We start from the raw sequence: 24,379 nt of genomic DNA on the forward strand, positions 1-24,379 counted from the left end.
CCACCCCACCACACACCAACCCCCCACCACCCACACCAGCAAACCGCCCATCCAACACATCCACCAACGTCAAACCCCCCACCACAACCCCCACACCATCCCAACCACCCACCACCAACCCACGCTCGGGCACGCCCAAAATTTCCGTATCCCCTACTGGCACTGTTGGATCCGACACGACCGACCGGAGGAGGCGGACGAAACGCTCGCCGAACTCGGCGACTGTGGTGCGCTCGAAGATATCGGAGGCGTAGGTAAAGGCGGCGTCGAAACCCACCGGGATTCCGTCCTTGCCACGCTTTTCGGAGAGCGACAATTGCAAGTCGAATTTGGCGACACCGATGTCGACTGAAACAACATCGACACCGAGTCCTGGTAGTTCGAGGTGGGGATCTGCGGTGTTCTGAAATTCCAACAGAACCTGGAAGAGCGGTGAACGAGATGGTGAACGCTCCGGAGCAACTGCATCGACGATTCGCTCGAACGGCACCTCGGTTTGCCCGAACGCTGCCAGATCAACTTCGCGAGTTCGTGAAAGGATTTCCTCGAAAGTCGCGGCGGAATCAACGGCGGTTCGCAGGACGACCGTGTTGACGAACATCCCGACCAGGTCGTCGAGGACTTGCTCGGCGCGCCCTCCCACCGGAGTGCCGATCGCTATGTCCGGCGAGGCGCTCAGCCGTGCCAACAGAACCGCCAGCACTGCGTGCATCACCATGAACGGTGTCGTGTTGTGATTCCGAGCGAGTTCGAGGAGGTCACTGTGCACGTCTGCGGGCACCGAGAATCGGACCGATTCACCGCGCATGGATCGTTCCGCCGGCCTCGGTCGATCCAGCGGAAGGTCGATCACGTCAGGTAGACCGGACAGGGTGGACGTCCAGTAGTCCAACTGCTTCGCCTGGAGCGTGTCCGGATCGGCGTCACTGCCGAGCAGTTCGATCTGCCATTGGCTGTAGTCGGCGTACTGCACAGGCAAAGGCGGCCAGTCCGGTGCCCGACCGGCAGCCCGCGCCGCGTAGGCGCGGGTCAGGTCGCGGGCCAGCGGCTCGAGAGATGCTCCATCCGCCGAAATATGGTGAACCACCAACGCGAGGACATGAACTTCCGGAGTGATTCGAAAAAGAGAGCCGCGCACGGGCACGTTCGCGCTCACGTCGAACCCCTCGCGAGCGAGATCGGCGATGCGCCTGTCCAAGGCTTCCTCGTCCACGGATACTTCCCACGCGATCTTCGACGTCACGCGTTCCGAAGGCACTACTACCTGATGTGGGCCGTCAACCGACGCCGGGTAGACGGTACGGAGCGATTCATGCCGATCGACAACATCTCCCACCGCGCGCTGCATCGCAGCGACATCCAAGGCACCTGACAGTCGGACCACCATCGGAATGTTGTAGGCCGGGGACGACGTGTCGAACTGATTGACGAACCACAGGCGTCGTTGTGCCACAGACACCGGAATCTTGTCCCTGTACCAATGTGCCTGCAGGATTGGACGCTTCGAACGCGTGCGATCAACGCGGGATGACTTCGCATCCCGCACGTGACGGGCCAATGATTCGATAGTCGGTGCTTCGAACAAAGTCCGCACCCCGAAATCGATTTCTTCAGCGACATTTACGCGAGCGATCAGCTTCGTGGCAATCAGTGAGTTCCCGCCCAGATCGAAGAAGTCGTCACCCGCACCCACCGTCTCGACGCCTAGAACATCGGCAAAAATCTCGGCGAGCACTAGTTCCTCAGCGCCCTCGGGCGGTCGAAAGTCGTCCGACCGAGCATCGAACCGAGGTGCAGGTAAGGCAGCGCGATCGACCTTTCCCGCCGGAGTTACCGGCAACTCTTCGAGTAGAACAAATGCCGCAGGAACCATGTACGACGGAACACGGCTCGCGACGTACCGCGTCAACTCGGCCGTCGAGAGCGCACTTCCGCCGGCAGGCACGACGTACGTGGTAATCATCGCTGTCCCGGAGGGAGCCGCACGCGCCACGGTGACTGCATTCTCGACCTGCGGACACGACCGCACGACGCTGTCGATTTCCCCGAGCTCGATACGGAATCCGCGAACTTTCACCTGGAAATCGCTGCGACCGACGTACTCGAGTGCACGGCCACGGCGCCGCCGCACCAAGTCCCCCGTTCGATACATCCGCCGGCCCGGGAGACCGAACGGGTCGGCCACGAATCGTCCTGCGGTCAACGCATACTTCCGGTGATATCCACGTGCGAGCGCGTCTCCCGAGATGTACAGCTCGCCCACAACACCGTCGGGGACGGGGTGCAATCGCTGATCGAGCACGATCTCGTCGAAACCGCGGAGCGGACCGCCCACGGTGATGTACTCCGACGACACCATAGGCTCGCCTATGTTCGACATGACGGTGGTCTCGGTCGGCCCGTAGGCATTGCACAGCCGTCGGCCGGGAGCCCACCGCTGCACAAGATCCGGCGGACAGGCCTCACCACCGACCACCACGTCGCCGAAGTCCGAAAGGCCCTCGGGAGAAACTGTTCCGAGCGCCGCAGTAGTGACAAAACCATGCGTGACACGCTGGGATTCGAGGAAGTGAGACAGCTCGTCACCGCCGTAGATCGTGCTCGGTGCAATCACCATGGTCGCTCCGGCACCGAAAGCCAGCAGGTATTCGAAAATCGAGGCGTCGAAACTCGGGGTCGAGAAGTGCAATGTTCGCGCATCCTGGGTCGCACCGAACCGCGAACGCTGTTCGGCAGCAAGCGCTTCCAGTCCACGATGCGAGACCGTCACCCCCTTGGGGAGTCCGGTGGAACCCGAAGTGTAGATCACGTATGCAGGATTGTCGGGCCGGATCGGGTGCACCCGATCGACATCGGAGATGGAGCGCACGGACAACCGTGCAAGTCGGCCACGGAACTCAGCGTCGTCGATTGCTATCCAGGAAATCGAATCCGGCAAACGATGAAGTTCGGAAACGACCGTGAGCCCCAGTACGGCGCCGGAATCGGTCAGCATGAAGCGAACACGTTCACCCGGATAGGTCGGATCCACCGGCACGAATGCCGCGCCGGCTTTGGTCACCGCCAACATCGCGACAACCGATTCGATCGAACGCGTCAAACCCAGCGCCACACTGTTTTCCGGACCGATGCCGCGGTCGATCAAGACTCGGGCCAACTTCGACGAACGCTCGTCGAGTTCTCGATACGTCAACTCGGCATCGAGATACGACAGGGCCACGCCGTCGGGGTGTGTGCGCGCCGCACCGTCGAACAGTTCGGCCAGGGTGCGGTGCGAAGCGCGAGGGTCACTGCGTACAGGCTGCATCGCGGATCGCTCGTCGTCGGACAAGATGTCGATGTCGCCGACCATCATTGTCGGATCTGTGGTGACGGATTCCAGGACGCGCGCGAACCGCAAACCGAGGCCACGTACCGTCTCGGCGTCGAACAGGTCGGTGGCAAACGCGAGCGTCACCGTGATTCCGGACGGCGTACCCACCTCGTCGAAAGTCTCGACTGCAGACACTCCGAGATCGAAGCGGCCAAGGTCGGGAGGGTGCTCGTCAGCGCCGGCGACGGACTCGAACGTCACCTGTATCACCGGCGCATACGCAGGTACATCCTCCACCTCGAGCGACTCCGCCACCTGCTCGAGCCGTATCCCACTGTGCGGCAGCGCATTACTTCGGACCTCGACGACACTGCCCAAGAGTGCCGTGAACGGCGTCTCCAGATCGATGCGACTCCGGATGGCGACGATGTTCGCGTCGGATCCCGCGGGCGTACCGATCACAACATCCGAAGCACCGGACAACCGGCTCACCAGGAGTGCAAAGCTTGCATGTAAGACCGCACGAGTGTCCGTCCCGAGATCACTCGCCATCGCCGTGATCCGCGCGTGGGTGTCGGCGGCGATCAGGACCTCAACCCGTCCGTTCTCCAGCGATTGCGTTGCAGGTCTGGGCCGATCGAACGGAAGTTGCAATAGTTCGGGCGCCCCGGTGAGCTCATGTCTCCAATACTCGAGGTGCCGCACTTCGCGTTGTCGTCGCTCGCACTCCCGGGCCGTCGGGCTGTGAATGTCTGCGAGTTCGGCACCGGAATCAGACGCGATCAACTCTTCCAGCAAGCCGACAAAATTCCGGTGGTGCTCGCGTAAACCCGCCTCCTCGTATCGGATCGGGTTTGCCCGGAAGTCGACACGCAGCCTGTCGCCGCTCGGATACACGTTGACCAGAAGGTCGTCCACCGGCCCGGAGGTGACGATGTGATACTCCCCAACCACCTCGCCCAACTGCACCTCCTGGCGAAACAGCATGACGTTGACCATGGGCCCGGCATATGAGTCTTCGCCTTCCAGACCGCTCGTCACGCCTGCGTCCCGACGGATGTCGTCGAGGCTGCAGCGCTGGTGCCGCAATGCACCCATGAGCTCATGCTGGACCTGGGCGAAGAGTTCACCGACGGTGTCGACCGCTGCGACACGGATGAGCAGTGGCGTGACGTTCACCATCATGCCGCCCGAGTCCCGCAGCACCGCCGTAGTACGCCCGGACATCGGAACATGAATCTGGACAGTCTCTTTCGCCGTCATCCGCGCGACGTACAACGCGAGCGCAGCGATGACCGGTGCAGCGTGGTTCTCGGATTCGTAGAGAAGGGCACAACTTCGGTCCGACATCAGTGTGCTTTCGAGTCGGCTCTCGGTTTGCGCGGGCCCAGAAGCCTCCGCCAGGCTGGATCCGGCGAGGGTGGTATTGCGCTCAGCCCAGTACTCCCGGTCGGCGGCGAATCGATCCGACATTCTGTACCGCTCGTCGATGTCGTACAGCGTGCGCAGTGTCGCGGCACGACTCGGCTGCGAGTCCTTTCTCGCCGCCGAGGCCGAGTACCGATGCGCAATGCGGTTCATCATGGTCATGGCACCGAAACCGTCGAGCGCAACATGATGGATGCGGCTGTACCACAGATAGTGCGCGTCACCCACGCGCAGCACAGCGGTCGCGACGATTCCGTCGACTGCCAGGTCGAGCTGTGTCCGGCAATCTCGGCGCATCCACCCGAGGGCATCCTCGATCGGATCGGGGGACCCACGGAGGTCGACCAAACCGACCGAGATTTCGGCCTTCTCATCCACGTACTGCATCGGTTGACCGTCGATCTCGATCACTTTGAGCAAAGGAGATTGAAACTCGTATGCCACCGCTCGCGTTTCGCGATCCAGCAGTTCGACGTCGAGTTCGCCGCGCAGCTCCACGTAGTGCGCTATCAGAATCGGGACTTCGGGATCGAATTGCTGAGCGAACCAGGTTGCCCGTTGGGCGGCCGAGAGTGGAAAGAGCGTCTCATCAGAAGGGTCGGTCCGACTTACCTCGAAGGGTTTCACAGCGCCCCGCCCCGCATGATCTCCGCGGCCGCCGAGTGCGTAGCCGCGTCCGAATCAACAGCGCGAAAGCAAGAGGCTGATCGCGCCTCTCAAGCAGTCGTACCCAGAATCGGCAAGCGCATGCACCGCCCCACCAGTCGATGTCACGTACGTATCGCTCATGTTTCGCGTGCCCGATATGTACTAAAAGTGTGAATGTGTCTCGTCACCTCGGTAATGTCCCACTCCGAGAAGACACATCCCCCGAGGGGAGCAGGCGCATGGACATCACCACCATTACCGACGTGATACGCCGACCACCGGATCGCCCAGGGGACGTGTGGCGTCCCGGCGACGCCTGGCTCGCGGGAGGAACGTGGCTGTTCTCAGCGGAACAGCCCGACACCCGTCGACTCGTCGACCTCAACGCGCTCGGCTGGACATCACTGGAGGTCGGCGCGACTCATTTCGGTGTCGGGGCCACGTGCACCGTTGCCGAACTGTATGCGTTTGTCCCGCCGGACAATTGGCGTGCGAGCCCACTTATTCGCGTCAGCTGCGAGTACTTCCTCTCTTCCTTCAAGGTGTGGAATTCGGCAACCGTAGGCGGCAACATCTGTATGTCACTTCCAGCCGGACCGATGATCACCCTGGCAGTTGCACTCGAGGCTTCGTTCACACTATGGGCTACCGACGGAACAGTGAGGACCGTCGACGCGTGCGACTTCGTGACCGGTGACCACCAGAATGTCCTGGAGCCGGGCGAAGTCCTTCGGAGCATCGAGTTCCCGGTGCACTCACTCACCAAACGGCATGCCCACCGCCGCTTCAGTCTCACGCACCTCGGCCGTTCGACGATCTTCATGATCGCGACGCAGACTCCTGGCGCCGACGACTTTCACCTCACCATCACCGCCGGCACCACCCATCCGATCCGGCTGACGTTCGACACGATGCCGGACGAGCACTCTCTGCGACGAGCCGTCGACTCCATTTCGGCCGACAGTTGGTTCGACGATCCCAACGGAACCCCCGACCACCGCCTCCACCTCGCCCGCCACTACGCCGACGAGCTCCGAAACGAACTCACGGGGAGCCAGTCATGAGCTACACGGTGAACGACCGGCAGTTCCACGAGGAGCCGTTCCCGGGACAGTGTCTCCGGACGTTTCTTCGGCACCTCGGACACCACGGAGTGAAGAAGGGATGCGACGGCGGGGACTGCGGGGCGTGCACAGTGTGGCTCGACGGAACACCGATACACAGCTGCATCACGCCCGCCTTTCGCGCCGACGGTCGCGCGGTAACCACGATCGAGGGACTCGGCACGCCCGAAGATCTCCATCCGATTCAGCAGCAGTTCCGGGATGCACCCGGCTTTCAGTGTGGGTTCTGCACCGCCGGGATGATCATGACCTCGGCGGCGCTCACCGACGCGCAGATAGAAGACTTGCCGCGAGCGCTCAAGGGAAACCTGTGCCGCTGCACCGGTTACCGATCCATCGAAGACGCGGTCAACGGTGTCGGTGCTGTCGAAGTTGCCCTCCCGGGACAGGCCGTCGGAACCAGCGTCGGGGCGCCGGCGGCCACCGACGTGGTGACCGGCCGAGCCGAATACACTATGGACACCGCCATCGACGGCATGCTGCACCTGAAAGTGCTGCACTCGCCGCACGCACATGCACGCATCACTTCCATCGACACCACCGAGGCGCTCGCCGTCCCCGGTGTCCATCGCGTCTACACCTGGAAAGACGTGCCGCGCAAGCTCTTCACCACGGCAATTCATACCGACCACCTTGTCGATCCGGACGACACGTACATCCTCGACAACGTCGTGCGGTTCGTGGGTCAGCGTGTAGTGGCCGTCCTCGCCGACTCCGTCGTCGCTGCGGAAGAAGGCCGTCGGAAGGTGAAGGTCGATTACGAGATCCTGCCTTCGGTGTTCGATCCGGAAGAGGCCATGGCCGACGGCGCCCCAGCCCTGCACGGATCCGACGATCCCTTTGTTCGAGATCCCGAGCACAACATCCTGCTCGAACTTCACGGTCATGTGGGCGACGTCGAGGCCGGGTTCGCCGAGGCCGACGTCATCCACGAAGGCACCTACTTCTCGCCGCGGGTTCAGCATGCGCACCTCGAGACGCACGGTTCGATCTCCTGGATGGAAGACGGACGCCTCCACGTTCGCACAAGTTCGCAGTCCCCCTCCATCGCCAAGGTCAAACTCGCCCATCTCTTCGACCTCCGCCCGGATCAGCTACGCGTGTTCTGCAAACGCGTGGGCGGCGGGTTCGGAGGAAAACAGGAAGTGATCAGCGAGGATCTGGTGGCGCTCGCCACCCTCGACACCGGTCGTCCCGTCTGCCTCGAGTTCACCCGAGAAGAAGAGTTCACCACCGCGTCGCCGCGTCATCCGATGAAGCTCACGATCAAGCTCGGTGCCAAGTCGGACGGAACCCTCACAGCCTTTCAGTACCGAAACATCTCGAACACCGGTGCGTACGGAAACCACGGTGGAGAGACACTCTTTGCCGGCGGCGCGGCGGTCTCGCTCTACCGCTGCGCCAACAAGAAGTTCGATGCGTATTCCGTGTACACCAACAATGTTCCGAGCGGCGCTCTACGTGGGTACGGGATGACGCAACCGGCCTTTGCCGTGGAATCGGCCATGACCGAATTGGCCATCGCGCTGAACATGGATCCGCTCGAACTGCGTCGACGCAATATCGTACGACCAGGCGACTCGCTGATCGCACTCGAAGACGGCCCAGACGACGTGATCTTCACCGAAGACGGACTGGGGCAATGCATCGATCTGATCGACACCGCGTTGAAGCGCCAACCGGTTCCCTCGCTCGGAGACGATTGGCTGATCGGCACCGGTACCGCCAGTTCACTACATGAGACCGCGCCACCCACCGAGCACATTTCCGAGGCTTGGCTCACCCTCGGCGAAGACTGTGTATACGAACTTGCTATCGGCACAGTCGAATTCGGTGAGGGCACTTCTACCGCCCACGTGCAGATCGCCGCGAATCAGCTGGGCACAACACCGTCACGTGTACGAATCATTCAGTCGGACACCGACCGAACCGGTTTCGACACAGGCGCTTTCGCCAGCGCCGGCCTGTTTGTCGCTGGGAACGCGGTACTTCGCGCGTCGAATGCGCTCCGCGATCGCCTACTTGCCTTCGCCGCGCACCACACCGGCGTGTCGATTGACCAGTGCTCGATGGACGACGACAAGATCGTCTGCGGTAGTGCTCGACTAACACTGCAAGAGATACTCGAGGCCGCACGCCCGCGCGGGATCCGATTCACCGAGGCGCGGAAGGCATACGGATCTCCGCGCAGCGTGGTGTCCAACACTCATGGCTTCCGGATTGCCGTCCATCGCATCACCGGCGAGATCCGCATTCTCTACAGCGTCCAAGCCACCGACGCTGGGGTGATCATCAATCCGGCGCAGGTGCGGGGACAGATCGAAGGTGGCGTCGCCCAGGGCATCGGCTTCGCACTCACCGAGAACTTCCACGTAGACGCAAACGGCGCGATGATGAACCCGAATCTACGTAACTACCGGATCCCGACATATGCAGATATCCCACGCACGGAGGTGATCCTCGTCGAGTCATCAGACTCCGTCGGCCCACTCCGCTCCAAGGGCATGGCGGAGTGCTGCATCAATCCGGTTGCCCCTGCATTGGCGAACGCACTGCAGGATGCAACCGGGTCACGATTCCGGTCACTACCGCTCACCCCGGAACGCATCTACTCAGGCCTGAACCGATGACCGCGAACACGTCGGCGGACAGCGCCGCGACGGTCATCATCGGCCAGCGAGTGCGTGCCGGACTGGAGAAAGAATTCGAGGTCTGGCAGAAAGATCTCAACCGGGCGGCCGCAGATTATGCAGGCTTCCTCGGGGCAGAAATCGCGGCTCCGACGCCCACCCAACCTGATTGGGTGATCGTGTACCGATTCGACTCCATCGCTCATGTTCAGGCGTGGATCAACAGCGCGACGAGGCAGGACTACCTCGACAGCGGTCGTCAGTTCTTCGACGGCCCGGCCACGCAGCAGGTAGTGAGCGGCGGGATCAGGCCTCCGGACCCACTGCTGACTGTCGTAGTAACGCACCGAGTCGGTGACGACAGCATCGACGAGTTCCTTGCCTGGCAGGATCGCCTTCGGGAGGTGGAGAGTGCTTTCGACGGATTCCGCGGCACCGAACTGTTTCGCCCCGTCGACGGTGTGCAGGATGAATGGACCCTGCTGTATCGCTTCGACAATGCTGCCCACCTCGATACGTGGCTGACTTCCCCTGAGCGACAACAACTCCTCGCCGAGGGCCGCAAGTTTCACGACTTCGAACTGCGAACCGTGGACAATTCGTTCGGCAGTTGGTTTGCCTTCGACGAGAACGGAAACGAGGCCCCTCCACCTTCGGAGACAAAAACCTCGATCGCGGTCTGGGTCGGTCTCTACCCGACTGTCGTCTTGCTTACTTTGGCGCTGTCACCGCTGAAGCTGCCACTCTGGCTCGGATTGTTGATCGGCAATCTGCTGTCGAGCTTCATCATGAGTTTCTTCACGATGCCGTACTACGTGAATCGACTCCTGCGCCGTTGGCTGCGTCCGCCTCCGGGGATTCCTGTCGCAAAAACCAACGCACAAGGGGTGGCAATCGTCGCCGCTGTGACCTTGTTCTGGGTTATCGTCTTCTACCTCGTGACTACTCAGTTCTGGTCGCTGCCCTGAACTCTCCGGAACACGAAAAGCCAGCGCATGTAACGGGGCATGATTCTTCCCCGGTGCATACGCTGGCATTTTCAGTTATGTCCGTTCACGCGGCCGTTGGTGGGCTGTTCCCGCCGATCGGCTGTTGATACGGATCGATCGACATCGGCGGATAGAACACCGTCCTCCGATCCGGGCCGATCTCCACCCGCCACTCCGTGTGGTGCAGTGTCCGGTGATGATGACCGCACAACAAGATCAGATTGTCGAGATCTGTTGGGCCACCATCGTTCCAGTGAACAATATGATGGGCATCGCACCACCCCGATGGTGTCCCGCACCCCGGAAACGCACACCCACCATCACGCACCGCCAACGCCCGCCGCTGCGGAACCGTCGCCGTTCTCGCTTCCTTACCGCAGTCGAGCGGAACACCATTCTCATCCAGGAGGATCCGGGTGACGGTGCAGTCGCACGCCAGCATCCGCGCAGTGTCGATACTGATCGGACCCACCCAATCCGCCCACGCGAAACCCAGTTCTTCGGTGGACGGCAGGAGGTCCTTCAAGGCTTTGAGGTCGGTCATGTCTTTCGCCGACGCAGTCACCGTGACGTGCGGTTTCACCCCGCCCTCGATCGGACCCAACCCCGCCCGCTCGTACCGCCGCAGTAGTTCGCAGAACCCATCCGCCCGCCGTAATGCCGGAGTACGGGTGTCCTTGACGCCGTCCTTCTCCGGCGTCGGCGCAGACAGGCTCGACAACAACGTGATCAGACGCGCCCCGTTCACCGCATCCAGGTCGCCCTTCACGGTCACCCGCCCGTACAATCCCTTCGACGCGTAGAACTCGTTACGCTCCGAATCCTCACCCACCGGAACGCCGTCCTCACGCTTGCCGTGCTGCTTCTCGATCCGCCGGATCGCCGCCCGCACCGCATCACAATCGGCGATGTTCTTCGACGCCAACCCCAACAGAATCCCGCGAGCCTTGTCGACATCCGCCGGCGTCATGTTCTTGGGCGGATGCTGACAAAACGACGCCCCCTGACGGGCTTTCAACGCATCAACGTCACCACGATGAAACGCATCGCCCACCACGGGTTCGAGCATCAACAACCGCGCCAACCCGACCAGCAGACTGCACTCACCGATCTCCAGATTCGTCGAACCATGCAACCACTGCGCGATCGCCCGAAAACCCTTCCCGACCACAGTTTCCCGGGAAAACATCTCCACTATCAGCAACACCAACCGCGACTGCAACTTGTGCCGGACACGCACCAGATCCAGAACCTCCCCCTTGAGGTCCTCGCCATCCAGCTGCCACGCATCCCGACTGTCCATACCGAAAGTTTAATCGAACACACTTTCGATAACCAGAGACAAAACGGACAACTTCGAGAACAGGAAGGCTCGAGACCCGTTGACATGAAACTACTTTCAGTAAATCTCAAAACCGAATCATCGGCCACCGAGCGGCAGAACTCCCCCGCCGACGGGATAGGGCGGCAGCGTTCCCACAAGCGTCGGTGTCAATGTGGCCGCAGACGGATCGGCGCGGCCCAGCGTAAGTTTCCGAACTTCGGCACCCGTTCCGTTGCTGCCACTTACGAGGAGGTCCGCGCCGGTGGTCGTGCTCGTCGTGGCCACTCCGACACCCGAACCTGGACCGGTGAACGGGTCGAAAGCTGCAACCTCCCGAAACGCCACGTCCGTCGAATGGTGATCTGGACTCTCGAGGTACATCTCGGGTGCACCGTCGAGCCTGGATCCACTCGAGAAGACGCGGATTGATCCTTCTCCTCCGAGCATGCCTGCCACTATCGACTTTGCTCCGCCCTCGGCGCCGGCCACCCAACCCGTCGACAGAGACACCCCGTCGCGGTAGTCCTGATCGAATGCCAAGAACTGTGATGTCGTTGCCGGACCAGCCGTATGACCTGCGTGTTCATCGGAGTCGCCCTGCGCAGCCGCCGTCGGTTCGTACAGGTCGTAGCGGAACGTCTTGATCAACGGCTCCTCGCCCGCACCGGGTGCTGTCACGATGCTCGCTCGACCGGAGTGACTGTCAACCATTCCGGTTGCGAACGTGACTCCGCTACTCGATCCCGGGTACGGCGAGAACGAACCGAATTCTGTGGGTGCGGACCTCTTGTCCGCCGGAAGGTCGGTGGAGTAGATCTTGACCTGCGACTCCATCCCTGGGCCTGATGCAACGATGATGTTGTCTGCCAGTGCATTTCCGTCGATGTCGACACCGCCGACGTTCACTCCACCGCGGAAACCCACATCGAAGGGGGCGAATCTTGCCAACTCGTCGGTGAACGGCACGCCGCCGACTGCGTTGTACGCCACCACTTCCGGAGCCGAGCCTGCACCTGTTCCAGCGACCAGATCAAGCACCATGTCTCCGTTCACGTCCGCCATCGCAACACTCGGGGTGCCTTCGAACGACGGGAAGGGCGTCACAGCAGTGATCAGTTTGTCGCCGTTGGCATCGAATATCTGCACCTTGGCGGGCACGCCGGCCGAACCAGGTATCGCGACGGCATATGTCGATACCTCGGGAATCACGTTGACAGTCGCCATCAAACCGTTGTCCTCGTGATTGAGTCGGTGGCAGTGAATCACAAAGGTTCCGGTGTACTCGGTGAACTTCGTTCGCAACGTCACTGACGCAGGCTCGAGAGCATTCTCATTCTCGTCAGTCACCGGAGCGGGCACGTTCACGTTGTCGATTCCCCAGGGCTGAACGCCCGTCGTGGTACCTGCGACGGGATCCACAACTTCCGTTACCTGGAAGTCGTTGACGTGAATATGCATCGGGTGTTCGTCGTTGTTGAGGTTCGTGATCTTCCATTCCTCAACGGAATTCAGTCGCGGTTGAATCAGCGGAATGTTGGGGAACGTGTTGTCGGCGAATTCGTAGGTGAAGGCCTTCGGATCGCTGTTGCTGGCCTTCTCGTTTCCGAACCCACCGGACACTGTGAGATTGCGGGTCACGTCGGGCGTCATCGCTGCGGTATCCACGAACGAGGTGTAGGTATCGAGCTTCTGTCCGAACTCGAAGGGAGTCGTCTTTCCTTCACCCTCGTCTGGCGTCGCACGGATCAACTGCTGAGTCGGGAACGTGAAGAATCCGTCCGCGTAACTGATCACCGACGGGTCGACGGTGACGGTTCCGAGTTCGGCGGGCGGATTGTCGGTACCGTTGTTGGTGTAGAGAATGCCCGGATTGCTCACCGGTTTCGCACCTTCGAGCGGTGGCATCTCCAGCACCAGATCGCCGGACTCCGGCATCGTCACGGCGATTGCATAGCGCGAGGCCGGCGGAATCACCAGCCTGGTTCCGTCCCCGTCCACGGGTGGCCTGACCTCGTCGAACGGGTTTCCGTCCTGGCCCACGATCGCGAACTTCGGATGAGCGCCGGTTGCGGTTTCCGTCAACGTGACCGGCATGTAGGCAAAGTCGCTGATGTTGGCAAGCACCCAGATCTCGGTCTGCCCCGGCTTCAGTTTCAGCGACGGCTGGAACTGACCGTTCACGGTGTACTGCACGTCGCGTTGGTTGTCCGGCAAGGAGAGATCGGCCGGAACACTCGTCGATTCACCCACGAAGCTCTGCAGATTGCCTGGAACGAATTGATTCTGTCCACGATGGTTGGCCGGGGACAACGGTCCGGTATACCAGTTGGTGAAATACTGCGCGCCCTCGGTGGTGTCCGAGAAATTCACCGGAGCAAGGCTCGGACGGTACGTCCCGTCGGCTAATTCCGTACCGGCGGGTGGCATCAACGTACTGACGAATTGGGGCCAGTTCGCGTCGTTGAGCTGCCGGCCCTTTCCTTTGCGGTCGAATACGAAGTTGTACTGCAGTGCCATATCGCGAATCGGAACGTCGTTTGCCGTCACGACAGGCAAATTCCCGTCCGGCCGGCCGATTTCAAGTAGCCCGGCCAAGCCCATGTACGTCTGCTGGGCGGTGAGGGTGTGCCGGTGACTGTGGTACCAGTAGAGACCGTTCGGCATCGTCCCCGGAATCGCGTAGTCGTACACGTTTCCCTGGCCGGCGGGAATGTTGAGCAACACGTTGTCCGCATTGCCGTCCGGACTCACGTGCACTCCGTGCGTGTGCAGATTCAGCGGAGCCGACGTCAGCGCCGGCGGATAGATCGGCACGTCCCCGCCCGCCGGTGTGAATGCCGGATCGTAGAAGTCCTCGATCGTGAGATCCTGCAAATCGTTGTCGTAATGAATGATCAATCGCTCTCCGGGATTGACGCGGAGAGTCGGCGCCGGATAGACGTCACTCGCCGAGGTCGATCCGTCCGACGCCGTACCGCGGATGACCTCGTACCCGAAGAGCAGAAAATTCGACACGGGCGCCGAAGCGGTATCGAGCGGAATCACTCCCTGATGAGCGGACAAGCGCACCTCGAGAACACCATCTCGGCTACTCAGTTTCACCGGCTCCCGGTAGTCGACGGCGGTTCCGTCCGAGCCGTAGTTCGCGCCCACCTCGGGCGCCGATTCAGCGGACGTACACGCGGCCAACGCCATCGTCATGGACACCACTACTGCTGCGGCTAACGACTTTCCTCGCAGTGCGATCACTGGTTTCCCCGTTCCATGGTGGCGTGAGATACGTCCGATCAGCGCTCATCAGCCTATCGAGAAAACATCGGCTGAACAGTACATTCACGACAAATTGCCCACCTAGTGCCCGCTCGAGCGCTTCACCTTGCAAGCAGTCTCAGCAAACCGATCAGAAATCGAGAAGCACAGCCAAGGGACCCGCAATTACGTTGAAACACATGAACACACCACAGAAGTCCACTTCCGACCACACGTCGTCAATCCACGCATCAGCAGGGAGCGCCCAGATGACCACCGCGCAATCCGTGATCCTCGACGTACCCGACCTCGTCGCAGCCGAAGCCTTCTACAACGCTCTCGGCGTCGGAGATCGAATCCAGCTACGCGAATCGAACGAACCGACAACCGGGTTTCGTGGGTACACCATTTCGCTCGTCGTCTCCCAACCGAACATCGTCGACGCCTTCGTCGGCGCCGCACTCGCAGCCGGTGCCGCCGTCTTGAAGCCGGTGAAGAAATCCCTCTGGGGATACGGCGGAGTCCTTCAGGCTCCGGACGGTTCGATCTGGAAGATCGCCACGTCGTCGAAGAAGAACAATGGACCCGCCACCCGCACAATCGACAGCCTCGTGCTGCTGCTCGGCGCCGAAGACGTCAAGGCCAGCAAGCAGTTCTACCTCGACCGCGGACTCGAGGTGTCCAAGAGCTTCGGTCGCAAGTACGTCGAATTCACCAGTGCAGCAAACAATGTGACACTCGCACTGTATGGTCGCCGCGCTTTGGCAAAGGATGCCGGGGTTGCTCCGGAAGGCACCGGATCGCACCGGATCACCATCACCGGTGCGTCCGAACCCTTCGCGGATCCTGACGGTTTCGCCTGGGAAAGCACCCATTCCTGACGCAGGTGGTGTCTCGAGAACACGCCCGCCCGACTCAGGACATCCGTCGAATCCTCTCCAAGTTGTGCGCCATCAACGGACCAACGGTCTCGAGAGCGGCGGGCGAGGTGATGTCCCAGTGCGTGCACTCGACCGGGTGATTCACGATATCCCCGCTCACGTGCGCACGCCATGAATCGATTCCCCGGTTCAGCCATGGATCATCCAGCGCTGCAGTGAAATACAGCACGTCGCCATCGAAGATCCCCGGCTGGTGAGTCTGCATCAACGTGTCGTTGTGCCGGGCCGCGAAGACAAGCCTGCCGACATCTTCCGAAGTCAACTCGCCCATGGCTCGCGCGAACTCGAGTCCCATGTCCGCGTCGTCGTCAGCGTCCGTACCTTCGCCGTCTTCAGCGGCATGGGCGAAGCTGTCCAGCATCACCAACGAATCGACCGACTCGCCCGCTGCCTGCAATAGCACCGCCATCGAGTGTGCGATCACGCCACCGAGCGACCAACCGGCAAGGTGATACGGACCTTCAGGCTGGATTTTTCGAACTTCCTCGAGGTACCTGGCGGCGGTGAACTCGATGGACTCCGGCAGCGGATCCGCGGACGAGACTGCTGGAGTTTGGATCCCGTACATCGGAGTCGCCGAATCGATGTACTGCGCCAAGCCGGCATAGCTCCAGGCCAGGCCGACGATCGGATGGACGAAGAACACAGGCGGCCGATCACCGGTCGTCCGAATCGGGAACACGACGTCCAGCGCCCCGGAAGATTCTTGTCCGGAGTCGACACGAATCGCAATCGACGCCGGAGTCGGCTCGGTCATCAACCACTGCAGTGGGATCTCGCGAGCAAGCGACATCCGCAGTTTGGTCACTACTCGCATCGCCGACAGTGAGTTGCCACCGAGTTCGAAGAAGTTGTCGTCGGCGCCGACGTCAGCAATCTCGAGGACCTCCGAGAAGGCAGTGGCCACAGCGATTTCCGTAGGCGTGCTCGGCTCCCGATACACGATCTTCGACGCAAAATCAGGAGTCGGCAATGCCTTCTCGTCGACCTTCCCTGTCGGTGTCATCGGCACCTTGTCGATGAAGACGACGGCACTCGGGATCATGTGACGTGGCAAGAACTCTGATACGAATGCGATGACGTGGCCCGCCTCCGGCGCAGTTCCCGGCTCCGGCACGACGTACGCCACCAGCGCCGTGTCTCCGGACGGTGTCCGCTTGCCGAGGGTCATGGCCACATCGACGTCCGGGTGGGCGTGCAGTGCCGCATCTATCTCGCCGAGTTCGATGCGATGACCACGAATCTTGACCTGACTGTCGGTCCTGCCCCGATACTCGATGGTGAGTTCGGGTGTCCACGCGGCGATGTCACCGGTTCGATACATACGATCCCCCGGCTGCCCGTGCGGGTTGGGAACAAATCGGGTTGCCGTGAGCACTAGCTGATCGTGGTACCCCCGGGCTAGAGCCGGCCCCGACACGTACAGCTCACCCGGTGTCCCGATCGGCACCGGCAGCAGTCGAGCGTCAAGGATCACCGTGCCGAAACCGCGTACGGGCGATCCGATCGTGACCGGCTTCCCCGCGACAAGATCACCGACGGTGGAGATGTCGGTGGCCTCGGTTGGTCCGTACCCGTTGAGCATGGTTCGACCGGGCTGCCAACGATTGACCAGTTCGGCGGAAACCGCTTCACCGCCGACACCGAGGACTCGAAGCTCCTCGAGCCCTTCCGGTTCCATCGACGTCAACATCGCCGGAGTGATCAGTGCGTGGGTGACCTCGCGGTCGATCATGAACCGCGACAACTCGTCGCCGCCGATAATGGAGGGTGGTGTGACGACCAGAGTCGCCGCCGCGGAAAGCGCCGACATCATTTCACCCACCGACATGTCGAAGCTCGGCGAGGTGTTGTGCAGGAATCGTGAGCGCGAGTCGACGCGATAGTGCTCACGACGCTCGGCGGCAAGGTTCGCGAGACCACCATGCGTGACCACGACGCCCTTCGGTTTGCCCGTGGATCCGGACGTGTAGATCATGTAGGCGGGATTGTCGATGCGAGCCGCTCCCGCGATACTCGAGTCGGGTAGCTCTTGGATCGCGGTTTCGAGTGCGTCCAGATCGAGCCAGCGCACCGAATCGGGAAGTTGATTCCCACCTCGGCTGATGCCGATGACAGCGTCGGAGTCTGTGATCATGTGCTCGATCCGCTCAACCGGATAGTCAGGATCGACGGGCAAGTAGGCGGCGCCGGTCTTCGTCACTGCCCACACCGACATCACGGACGCTGCCGATCGCCGGAGTGCCACGGCTACAAAGGTTTCCGGACCGACTCCGTGATCGAGCAGAATGGAAGCAAGGCGGTTCGACCAGGCGTCCGCTTCACGGTATGTCCACGCACGCCCGTCGGCCCAGATCGCGATTCCGTCGGGGTTCTGTGCGACGGCGGAAGCGATGAGATCAGCCAGGGTTGCGCTGGGCGCAGTCGGCAGGCCCGATACCGGGACAAGCAGGCGACGCTCGTCGGGCCCCAGAACATCCAGGTTTCCGGCAGCGGTGTCCGGCAACTCCACGAATGCACGCAGGATCCGAAGCATCCTCTGGCGCAGAACCTCGATCGTAGGAGCATCGAAGACATCCTGCTGATACTTGAGCGTGAATGAAATGCCGTCATCGGCAACAACGGTAAGTGTCAACGGATAGTGGGTCGCATCGTCACCGGTGATCGCTGTGACCGTCATCCCGTCGATCGAGCTCGTTGCAGCGATACCTTCCGTATCGACGGGGTACGACTCGAAGACGGACAACGTGTCGAAGTCAGCGGCATTTCCGACGCTCTTGACGATCTCCGTCAGTCCGAGTTGGTGGTGCTCGAGAAGCGCCGCCTGTTCTGCCTGCAGCCGTGAGAGCAAGGAACGCAAAGACTCCGCGGGGTCGATCGTGACCCGGACGGGCAGAGTGTTGATGAACAGGCCGACCATCGACTCGACATGATCGAGCTCGGGAGGACGACCCGACACGGTTGCACCGAACACGACATCCGTTCGACCCAGCTGGCGCGCCAGCAGGATTCCCCAACCTGCCTGCATCATGGTGTTCAATGTGACGCCGTTGTCGGCGCTGAAGGCACCGAGATGCTCGGCGAGTTCGGTCTCCACCTGGGTAACGACCGACTCGACGGTGCCGGTACTCGAACCAGCAGACCCTTCCCCGGCGAGCAGGGTCGGCTGCTCGAGCCCGGACAGCGCCTCGGCCCACGCCAACTCGGATTCCGCAGCGACCCGAGAATTTAACCAGGACAGGTAATTACGATAGGACGCTGCGCGGGGAAGCACCGATTCGTCGCCGTGCGTTGCGTACAGAACCATCAGGTCCTTCATCAGAAGCGGCATCGACCACCCGTCGAGAAGAATGTGGTGCAGTGTCACCGCAAGCGCGTGTCGACCGGGATCTCGAGTGATGAGCGTGAACCGAAGCAATGGCGGTGTTGCCAAATCGAAACGCTCGGATCGATCGCGCTCGAGGGCTCGCTCGTAGACAGCTTCGCGCTCACTCGCAGGCTCGGCACCGAGGTCGACCACACGCCACGGGACATCGACCTCACCGAGAACGATTTGCGCGAGTTCGCCGGACAGATCGGCTACATAGGCCGTCCGTAGGTTGTCGTGACGGTTCAGCAGAGCAGTCACGGCCCGGTTCATTCGTATCGGATCGACAGTTCCTGTCAGCTCCAGAACCATCTGGGTCTGATAAACGTCGGCAGTGTTGCCGGCGAGCAACGAGTGGAAGGCAAGTCCGTGCTGCAACGGCGACAGTGGCCAAATGTCGCTGACCAGCGGATACCGGTCTTCCCAGACATCGATGTCCTCCTGAGAGACCGTCACCAACGGAACGTCGGAAGGCGTCAGGCCTCCCCCCGCGCCGCTGCCGACGTGGGAAACCAGGCTCCGAAGCGCGCTCGCCCAGTACTCCGCCAAGTCTCGGACGTCCGCATCGGTCAGGAGGCGTCCGGCGTAGGAGAACGTCGCGGACAACTCGGCATCACCCGAAATGTCGGTGACTATCGCGTTGATGTCGAGAACTGCGGCGGCAGGCATGTCGGGGTTTCCGGGGCCTTCGATGTCACCGACATCCACGGACGGAGTCCACCCCAAATCGGCGAACTCCTCCGGGACGCTGCCGGCAGACACGCGACCGAGGTAGTTGAAACTGATTTGCGGCATGCCGTCCGGCAGTGGTGTACCCGGGTCGCTGCCGGTCATGTCACTGCCGGACATGTCACTGCCGGACATGTCACTGCCGGTCAGATATCGGAGGACCCCGTAGCCGATGCCACGACCGGGCACGGCGAGCAGTTGTTCCTTGACCGACTTCACGGCCCGACCCGCCGCGACGCCGCCGCGCATGGCGTCGTCGATGTCGAGCGCACCGAGTTCGAGGCGCACGGGATAGACGCTGGTGAACCAACCGACGGTACGCGAGAGGTCAGCACCGGGTGCAGTCTGCTCTTCTCGCCCGTGACCTTCCATCTGGATGAGCGTCGATGTGGTGTGCACGCCTCGTTCGCGACGCCACCGAGTGACTGCAAGCGCCAGAGCTGTCAGCAAACCGTCGTTCACGCCGCCACGGAACGCGGCCGGAAGCTCGGTCAGCAGTGCTTGAGTCGTCGACGCGTCGACGCGCACCTCGATGTCGCGGACAGTTGCGACCAGATCGAGCGAGGGGTCGAAGCGCGCCGATCCCAGATCCGGGTCCTCGCCGTCGACGATTGCCCGCCACGCCGGCAGTTCTGCCGTCGCCCCAACTGCACTGTCCTGCAGCGCATGTGCCCAGCGACGCATCGACGTGCCGACAGGTGCCAGCTGCGCCGGCGCACCATTGGAGATCTGTGCCCACGCGGTCATGAAGTCCGGCACCAGGATTCGCCACGACACTCCGTCGACGACCAGATGGTGCATCACGACGAGCAGTCGCCCGGTCGCCTTTTCCGCGTCACCCACCGGCGCGAGCCATACGCACGCGAACATCACACCGCCGCGCGGATCAAGTTCTCGTCGAGCCAGTTCCACTTGGGATCGTGCCAATTCGGTCAAGCTTTCCGCGCTGTCGACGGCAGCGGGATCGAAGTCGACCTTCCGCACACGTGCGGCCACGTCCACGCTTCCGGGCTCGGCCACGTGCAAAGTTTTGCTGTGCAAGGTCGACCGAAGCATGTCGTGGTGATCGACGACGGCGGCCAACGTGGCGACGATCCCCGCCTGATCGACGCCGACTGGCAGATCCAGTGCGATCGACTGTGAGTAGCGATCGAAGTGATCGGTGCTGCCGAGCACCATGCGCATCACCGGCGTCAGCGGCAACTCTCCGACACCGTTGCCCGGCAGTTCGGCAAGTACCATCTGCGCCGGCGCGTCAGATCGCGAAACGACCTGTGCCAGCGCGGCAACAGTCTTCTGTTCGAAGACGTCTCGTGGGGTCATCACGAGACCACGAGCCTTCGCTCGGGAGACCAGTTGGATGGATGCGATGCTGTCGCCGCCGAGCCCGAAGAACGAATCGTCGACGCTCACCGCCTCGACACCGAGCAGGTCTGCGAACAGCGAAGCGAGGATCTCTTCCGTCTCGGACGCGGGTGCTCGATAGCGCACCTTCGACGCGGAGAACGTCGGAGCGGGAAGAGCCTTGCGGTCAAGCTTTCCGTTCACGGTCACCGGTAGAGCGTCCAGCACGACATACGCGTCGGGCACCATCGGTCGTGGCAGCGCGGACTCCAGATAGCGCCTTACGGACTCGGTATCGATCACGCGCCCAGCTTGCGGCACCAGGTATGCCGCCAGCCGCTTGCCCAGTGCAGTCTCGACGACAAGCACCACGGATTGCGCGATCTCGTCGCATTGTGTTGCCACCGCCTCGATTTCACCGAGTTCGATGCGTTGACCTCGGATCTTGACCTGACTGTCGATCCGTCCGCGGTACTCGATGGTGAGATCGGCCGTCCAGGCAGCGATGTCACCGGTCCGGTACATGCGCTGTCCAGGATCACCGTGGGGATCGGCGATGAATCGTGTTGCGGTGAGAATGTGTTGGTTGTGGTAACCGCGAGCCAAAGCGGGCCCCGCCACGTACAGTTCACCAGGCGTACCGATCGGCACCGGTCGCAGTCGAGTGTCCAGGATCAGGGTCCGGAATCCGCGCACAGGTTTACCGACCGTGACAGGTTGTCCCGCTTCGAGGTCTGCAACTGTGGAGATGTCGGTCGCCTCGGTCGGTCCGTAGCCGTTGAGCATCGTTCGCCCTGGCTGCCAACGATCGACCAGTTCAGCGGATACCGCTTCACCGCCCACACCGAGAACGCGAAGATGTTCGTGGTCGTGGGGGGCGATCGTGCTCAGAACGGCCGGGGTGATCAGAGCGTGGGTGACCCGTTGCGAGTCCAACAACTCGGCCAAGTCGTCACCACCGATCGTGGTCACCGGAACGATCACCAATGTTGCTGCAGCAGAGAGCGCGGAGATCATTTCGCCGACAGCCATGTCGAAGCTGGGTGACGCGGTGTGCAGGAACCGGGCGTCGGACGTGATCTGGTAGTGCTCACGCCGTTCGGCCGCCAAGTTGGAGAGACCGGAATGAGTGACAACCACGCCCTTGGGCTTGCCCGTCGAACCTGACGTGTAGATCATGTACGCCGGATTGTCGATCCGCACCGGCGGCCAGCTCGCGCTCACCGGGGCTGCCGCCAGTTCTTCGGCGATGTCCTCGAGAACCAACCATTCAACGTCGTCGGGCAGGAACTGACGCTGCTCGGCGATCGTCACACCCAACCTCGCTCGAGAATCTTCGAGAATGTGGTCGATGCGATCGGCCGGATAACTCGGGTCGACCGGCAGATATGCGGCACCCGTCTTGGCAACCGCCCAGACTGCGAGGACGGATTCGAGCGATCGTGGAAGAGCCAGCGCAACAAATGTTTCCGGTGTGATGTCGCGTCGCAGCAGGACGTGAGCGAGGCGGGTCGAGAGTTCGTCGGCCTCGGTATAGGTGACGGCGCGGCCATTCCACAGGAAGGCGATCCCTGTTGGATTCGACGAGACCGCAGCAAAAATCAGCTCGGACAGAGTCGCGGGATGCGCCGCCGTAAGTCCTCGCACCGGCACCAGTAGGTTCTGCTCGTCCCGATTCAGAACGTCGATATCCCCGATTACTCTCGCGGGATCCCGCGTCAGCTGCTCGAGCATCATGACGAATCGGTCGGCGAACGACGCAGCCGTGGAACGGTCGAACAAATCCGTCGCGTAGGTCAGCGAGCCACTCACCGCTACCGACTCGGTGTCTGCGCCGCTGGTAGATTCCGTGGTCTCGAACAACGTCAAGGCAAGATCGAACTGAGCTGGAGTGACGTCGAATTCGACGGCGGACACCCGCAGATCAGGAAGCTCGAACGTGGCGTCTTCGATATATTCGTAGGCAAACGTGACTTGGAACAGCGGTGTGTGAGCCTGTGAGCGAACAGGTTGCAGAGCGTCCACCAGTCTCTCGAAAGGCACATCGACGTTGCCGAACGCACTTAGATCTCGGTCACGCACCTGGTCGACCAACTGCGCGAACGTCAGTGCGGGGTCGGCATCCGTTCGCAGGACGACCGTGCCGACGAACATTCCGATGAGATCCTCGAGAGCCGCTTCGCCTCGTCCGGACACGGGCGTGCCGACGATGATGTCGGTGCTCGCCGACACTCTCGCCAACAGTGCCGCATACGCAGCGTGAATCACCATGAACACACTTGCGTTGTGGTGATCGGCGATCTCACGAACGCGATCCATGATCTCGGACGCGATGTCGAAGCGAACCATCGCACCGTTCTGGGTGGCCACCGCCGGTCGCGGTCGATCGGCCGGAAGCTCGAGCAGTTCCGGAATCCCGTTCAATGTTGATTTCCAGTAATCGATCTGAGTCGATGCGATGCTCTTCGGGTCAGCCTCGCCACCGAGGAGCACCCGCTGCCACAGCGCAAAGTCGGCATACTGGATCTCCAGCGGCGCCCAGAAGGGGGCCTGGCCGGTCAACCGTGCCGCGTAGGCGATCATGACGTCGCGAGCCAACGGCGTCATGGACACGCCGTCCGCACTGATGTGATGCACCGACATCACCAGTACATGCTCGAATTCCTCGACGCGGTACAACTTCACGCGAATCGGCACGGAAGCAGTGACGTCGAAACCTTCGGACATGACCTCGAGTATGCGAGTGTCGAGGTCACCGCGGTCGACGTCGATCGGGCTCAGATCGAACTCGACGTCCTCGGGTGTCAGGATCACCTGGACGGGGCCGTCACCGTTGTCGGGGAACACTGTTCGCAGCGACTCATGACGGGTCAGAACATCACCGAAGGCACCGCGAAGCGCCGTAACGTCGACGATGCCGGAGAGTCGGATGGCCAACGGGATGTTGTAGGCCGCAGATGCGACGTCGTACTGATTGAGGAACCACATCCGATTCTGTGCAAGTGAAAGCGGGATCTGCTCCGGACGAGTCTGCACCTCGAGGGCAGGCCTGTCGGCACGCTCTGCATTGTCCAGTGCAACAGCAAGTTCCGCCACAGAGGGGTGATCGAACAACGTCCGAAGCGGCAACGCGGTACCAGCGTGTTGGTTGATGCGGCTGACGAGCCTGGTCGCATTGAGCGAATTACCACCCAACTCGAAGAAATCATCATCCACACCAACCCGCGACTCACACCCCAAAACCACCGCAAAAGCAGCAGCCACCACCAACTCCGAAGCAGAACCAGGCGCCC

At 61.7% G+C, this 24,379-nt stretch carries 8 protein-coding genes; 4 read left to right on the plus strand and 4 right to left on the minus strand.

The window, feature by feature from the left end; translation table 11 throughout:
* Nucleotides 1-5,368: non-ribosomal peptide synthetase (locus tag ATN38_RS33155; RefSeq protein WP_218747426.1), on the minus strand; the 5,368-nt coding region annotated here is incomplete at its 3' end.
* 260 nt (nucleotides 5,369-5,628) lie between these two features.
* Between ATN38_RS33155 and ATN38_RS01290 the strand changes: the two genes are divergently transcribed.
* Genes ATN38_RS01290 through ATN38_RS01300 form a run of 3 tightly spaced genes read left to right on the plus strand, consistent with a single transcriptional unit; the run spans nucleotide 5,629 to nucleotide 10,111 of the window.
* Complete coding sequence (locus ATN38_RS01290) at nucleotides 5,629-6,453, plus strand: xanthine dehydrogenase family protein subunit M (protein ID WP_003941432.1); 825 nt, start codon at nucleotides 5,629-5,631, stop codon at nucleotides 6,451-6,453.
* Nucleotides 6,450-9,143, plus strand: coding sequence for a molybdopterin-dependent oxidoreductase (locus tag ATN38_RS01295; RefSeq protein WP_218747427.1), 2,694 nt, complete (start codon nucleotides 6,450-6,452; stop codon nucleotides 9,141-9,143). The genes ATN38_RS01290 and ATN38_RS01295 overlap by 4 nt, the downstream gene beginning before the upstream one ends.
* Complete coding sequence (locus ATN38_RS01300) at nucleotides 9,140-10,111, plus strand: antibiotic biosynthesis monooxygenase (RefSeq protein ID WP_007733021.1); 972 nt, start codon at nucleotides 9,140-9,142, stop codon at nucleotides 10,109-10,111. The genes ATN38_RS01295 and ATN38_RS01300 overlap by 4 nt, the downstream gene beginning before the upstream one ends.
* Nucleotides 10,112-10,196: 85 nt before the next feature.
* Here the strand turns inward: ATN38_RS01300 and ATN38_RS01305 are convergent, their stop codons facing one another.
* Nucleotides 10,197-11,435 carry an HNH endonuclease signature motif containing protein gene (locus tag ATN38_RS01305; RefSeq protein ID WP_218747428.1) on the minus strand — a complete coding sequence of 413 codons (1,239 nt, stop codon included), beginning with the start codon at nucleotides 11,433-11,435 and terminating at the stop codon, nucleotides 10,197-10,199.
* Nucleotides 11,436-11,552: 117 nt separating this feature from the next.
* Nucleotides 11,553-14,657 (minus strand): multicopper oxidase family protein, encoded by a 3,105-nt coding sequence (locus ATN38_RS01310; RefSeq protein WP_256931509.1) that lies wholly within the window; start codon nucleotides 14,655-14,657, stop codon nucleotides 11,553-11,555.
* Between the two features lie 317 nt (nucleotides 14,658-14,974).
* Here ATN38_RS01310 and ATN38_RS01315 point away from each other — a divergent pair, with 317 nt between their 5' ends.
* Nucleotides 14,975-15,586 carry a hypothetical protein gene (locus ATN38_RS01315; RefSeq protein ID WP_003945165.1) on the plus strand — a complete coding sequence of 204 codons (612 nt, stop codon included), beginning with the start codon at nucleotides 14,975-14,977 and terminating at the stop codon, nucleotides 15,584-15,586.
* A gap of 34 nt (nucleotides 15,587-15,620) precedes the next feature.
* On the opposite strand, the gene ATN38_RS01320 is transcribed toward ATN38_RS01315, so the two are convergent.
* Nucleotides 15,621-24,350 (minus strand): non-ribosomal peptide synthetase, encoded by an 8,730-nt coding sequence (locus ATN38_RS01320; RefSeq protein ID WP_218747430.1) that lies wholly within the window; start codon nucleotides 24,348-24,350, stop codon nucleotides 15,621-15,623.
* Nucleotides 24,351-24,379 lie beyond the last annotated feature (29 nt).

It is taken from the genome of Rhodococcus sp. FH8 (assembly GCF_019266085.1).
Taxonomy (GTDB): domain Bacteria; phylum Actinomycetota; class Actinomycetes; order Mycobacteriales; family Mycobacteriaceae; genus Rhodococcus_F; species Rhodococcus_F qingshengii.

What these genes read in the sequence shown, in the direction of transcription:
- ATN38_RS01315 (WP_003945165.1), top strand. Translation starts at nt 14,975, where the DNA reads ATGACCACCGCGCAATCCGTGATCCTCGACGTACCCGACCTCGTCGCA.
- ATN38_RS01300 (WP_007733021.1), top strand. Translation starts at nt 9,140, where the DNA reads ATGACCGCGAACACGTCGGCGGACAGCGCCGCGACGGTCATCATCGGC.
- ATN38_RS01305 (WP_218747428.1), bottom strand. Translation starts at nt 11,435, where the DNA reads ATGGACAGTCGGGATGCGTGGCAGCTGGATGGCGAGGACCTCAAGGGG.
- ATN38_RS01310 (WP_256931509.1), bottom strand. Translation starts at nt 14,657, where the DNA reads ATGACGATGGCGTTGGCCGCGTGTACGTCCGCTGAATCGGCGCCCGAG.
- ATN38_RS01295 (WP_218747427.1), top strand. Translation starts at nt 6,450, where the DNA reads ATGAGCTACACGGTGAACGACCGGCAGTTCCACGAGGAGCCGTTCCCG.
- ATN38_RS01290 (WP_003941432.1), top strand. Translation starts at nt 5,629, where the DNA reads ATGGACATCACCACCATTACCGACGTGATACGCCGACCACCGGATCGC.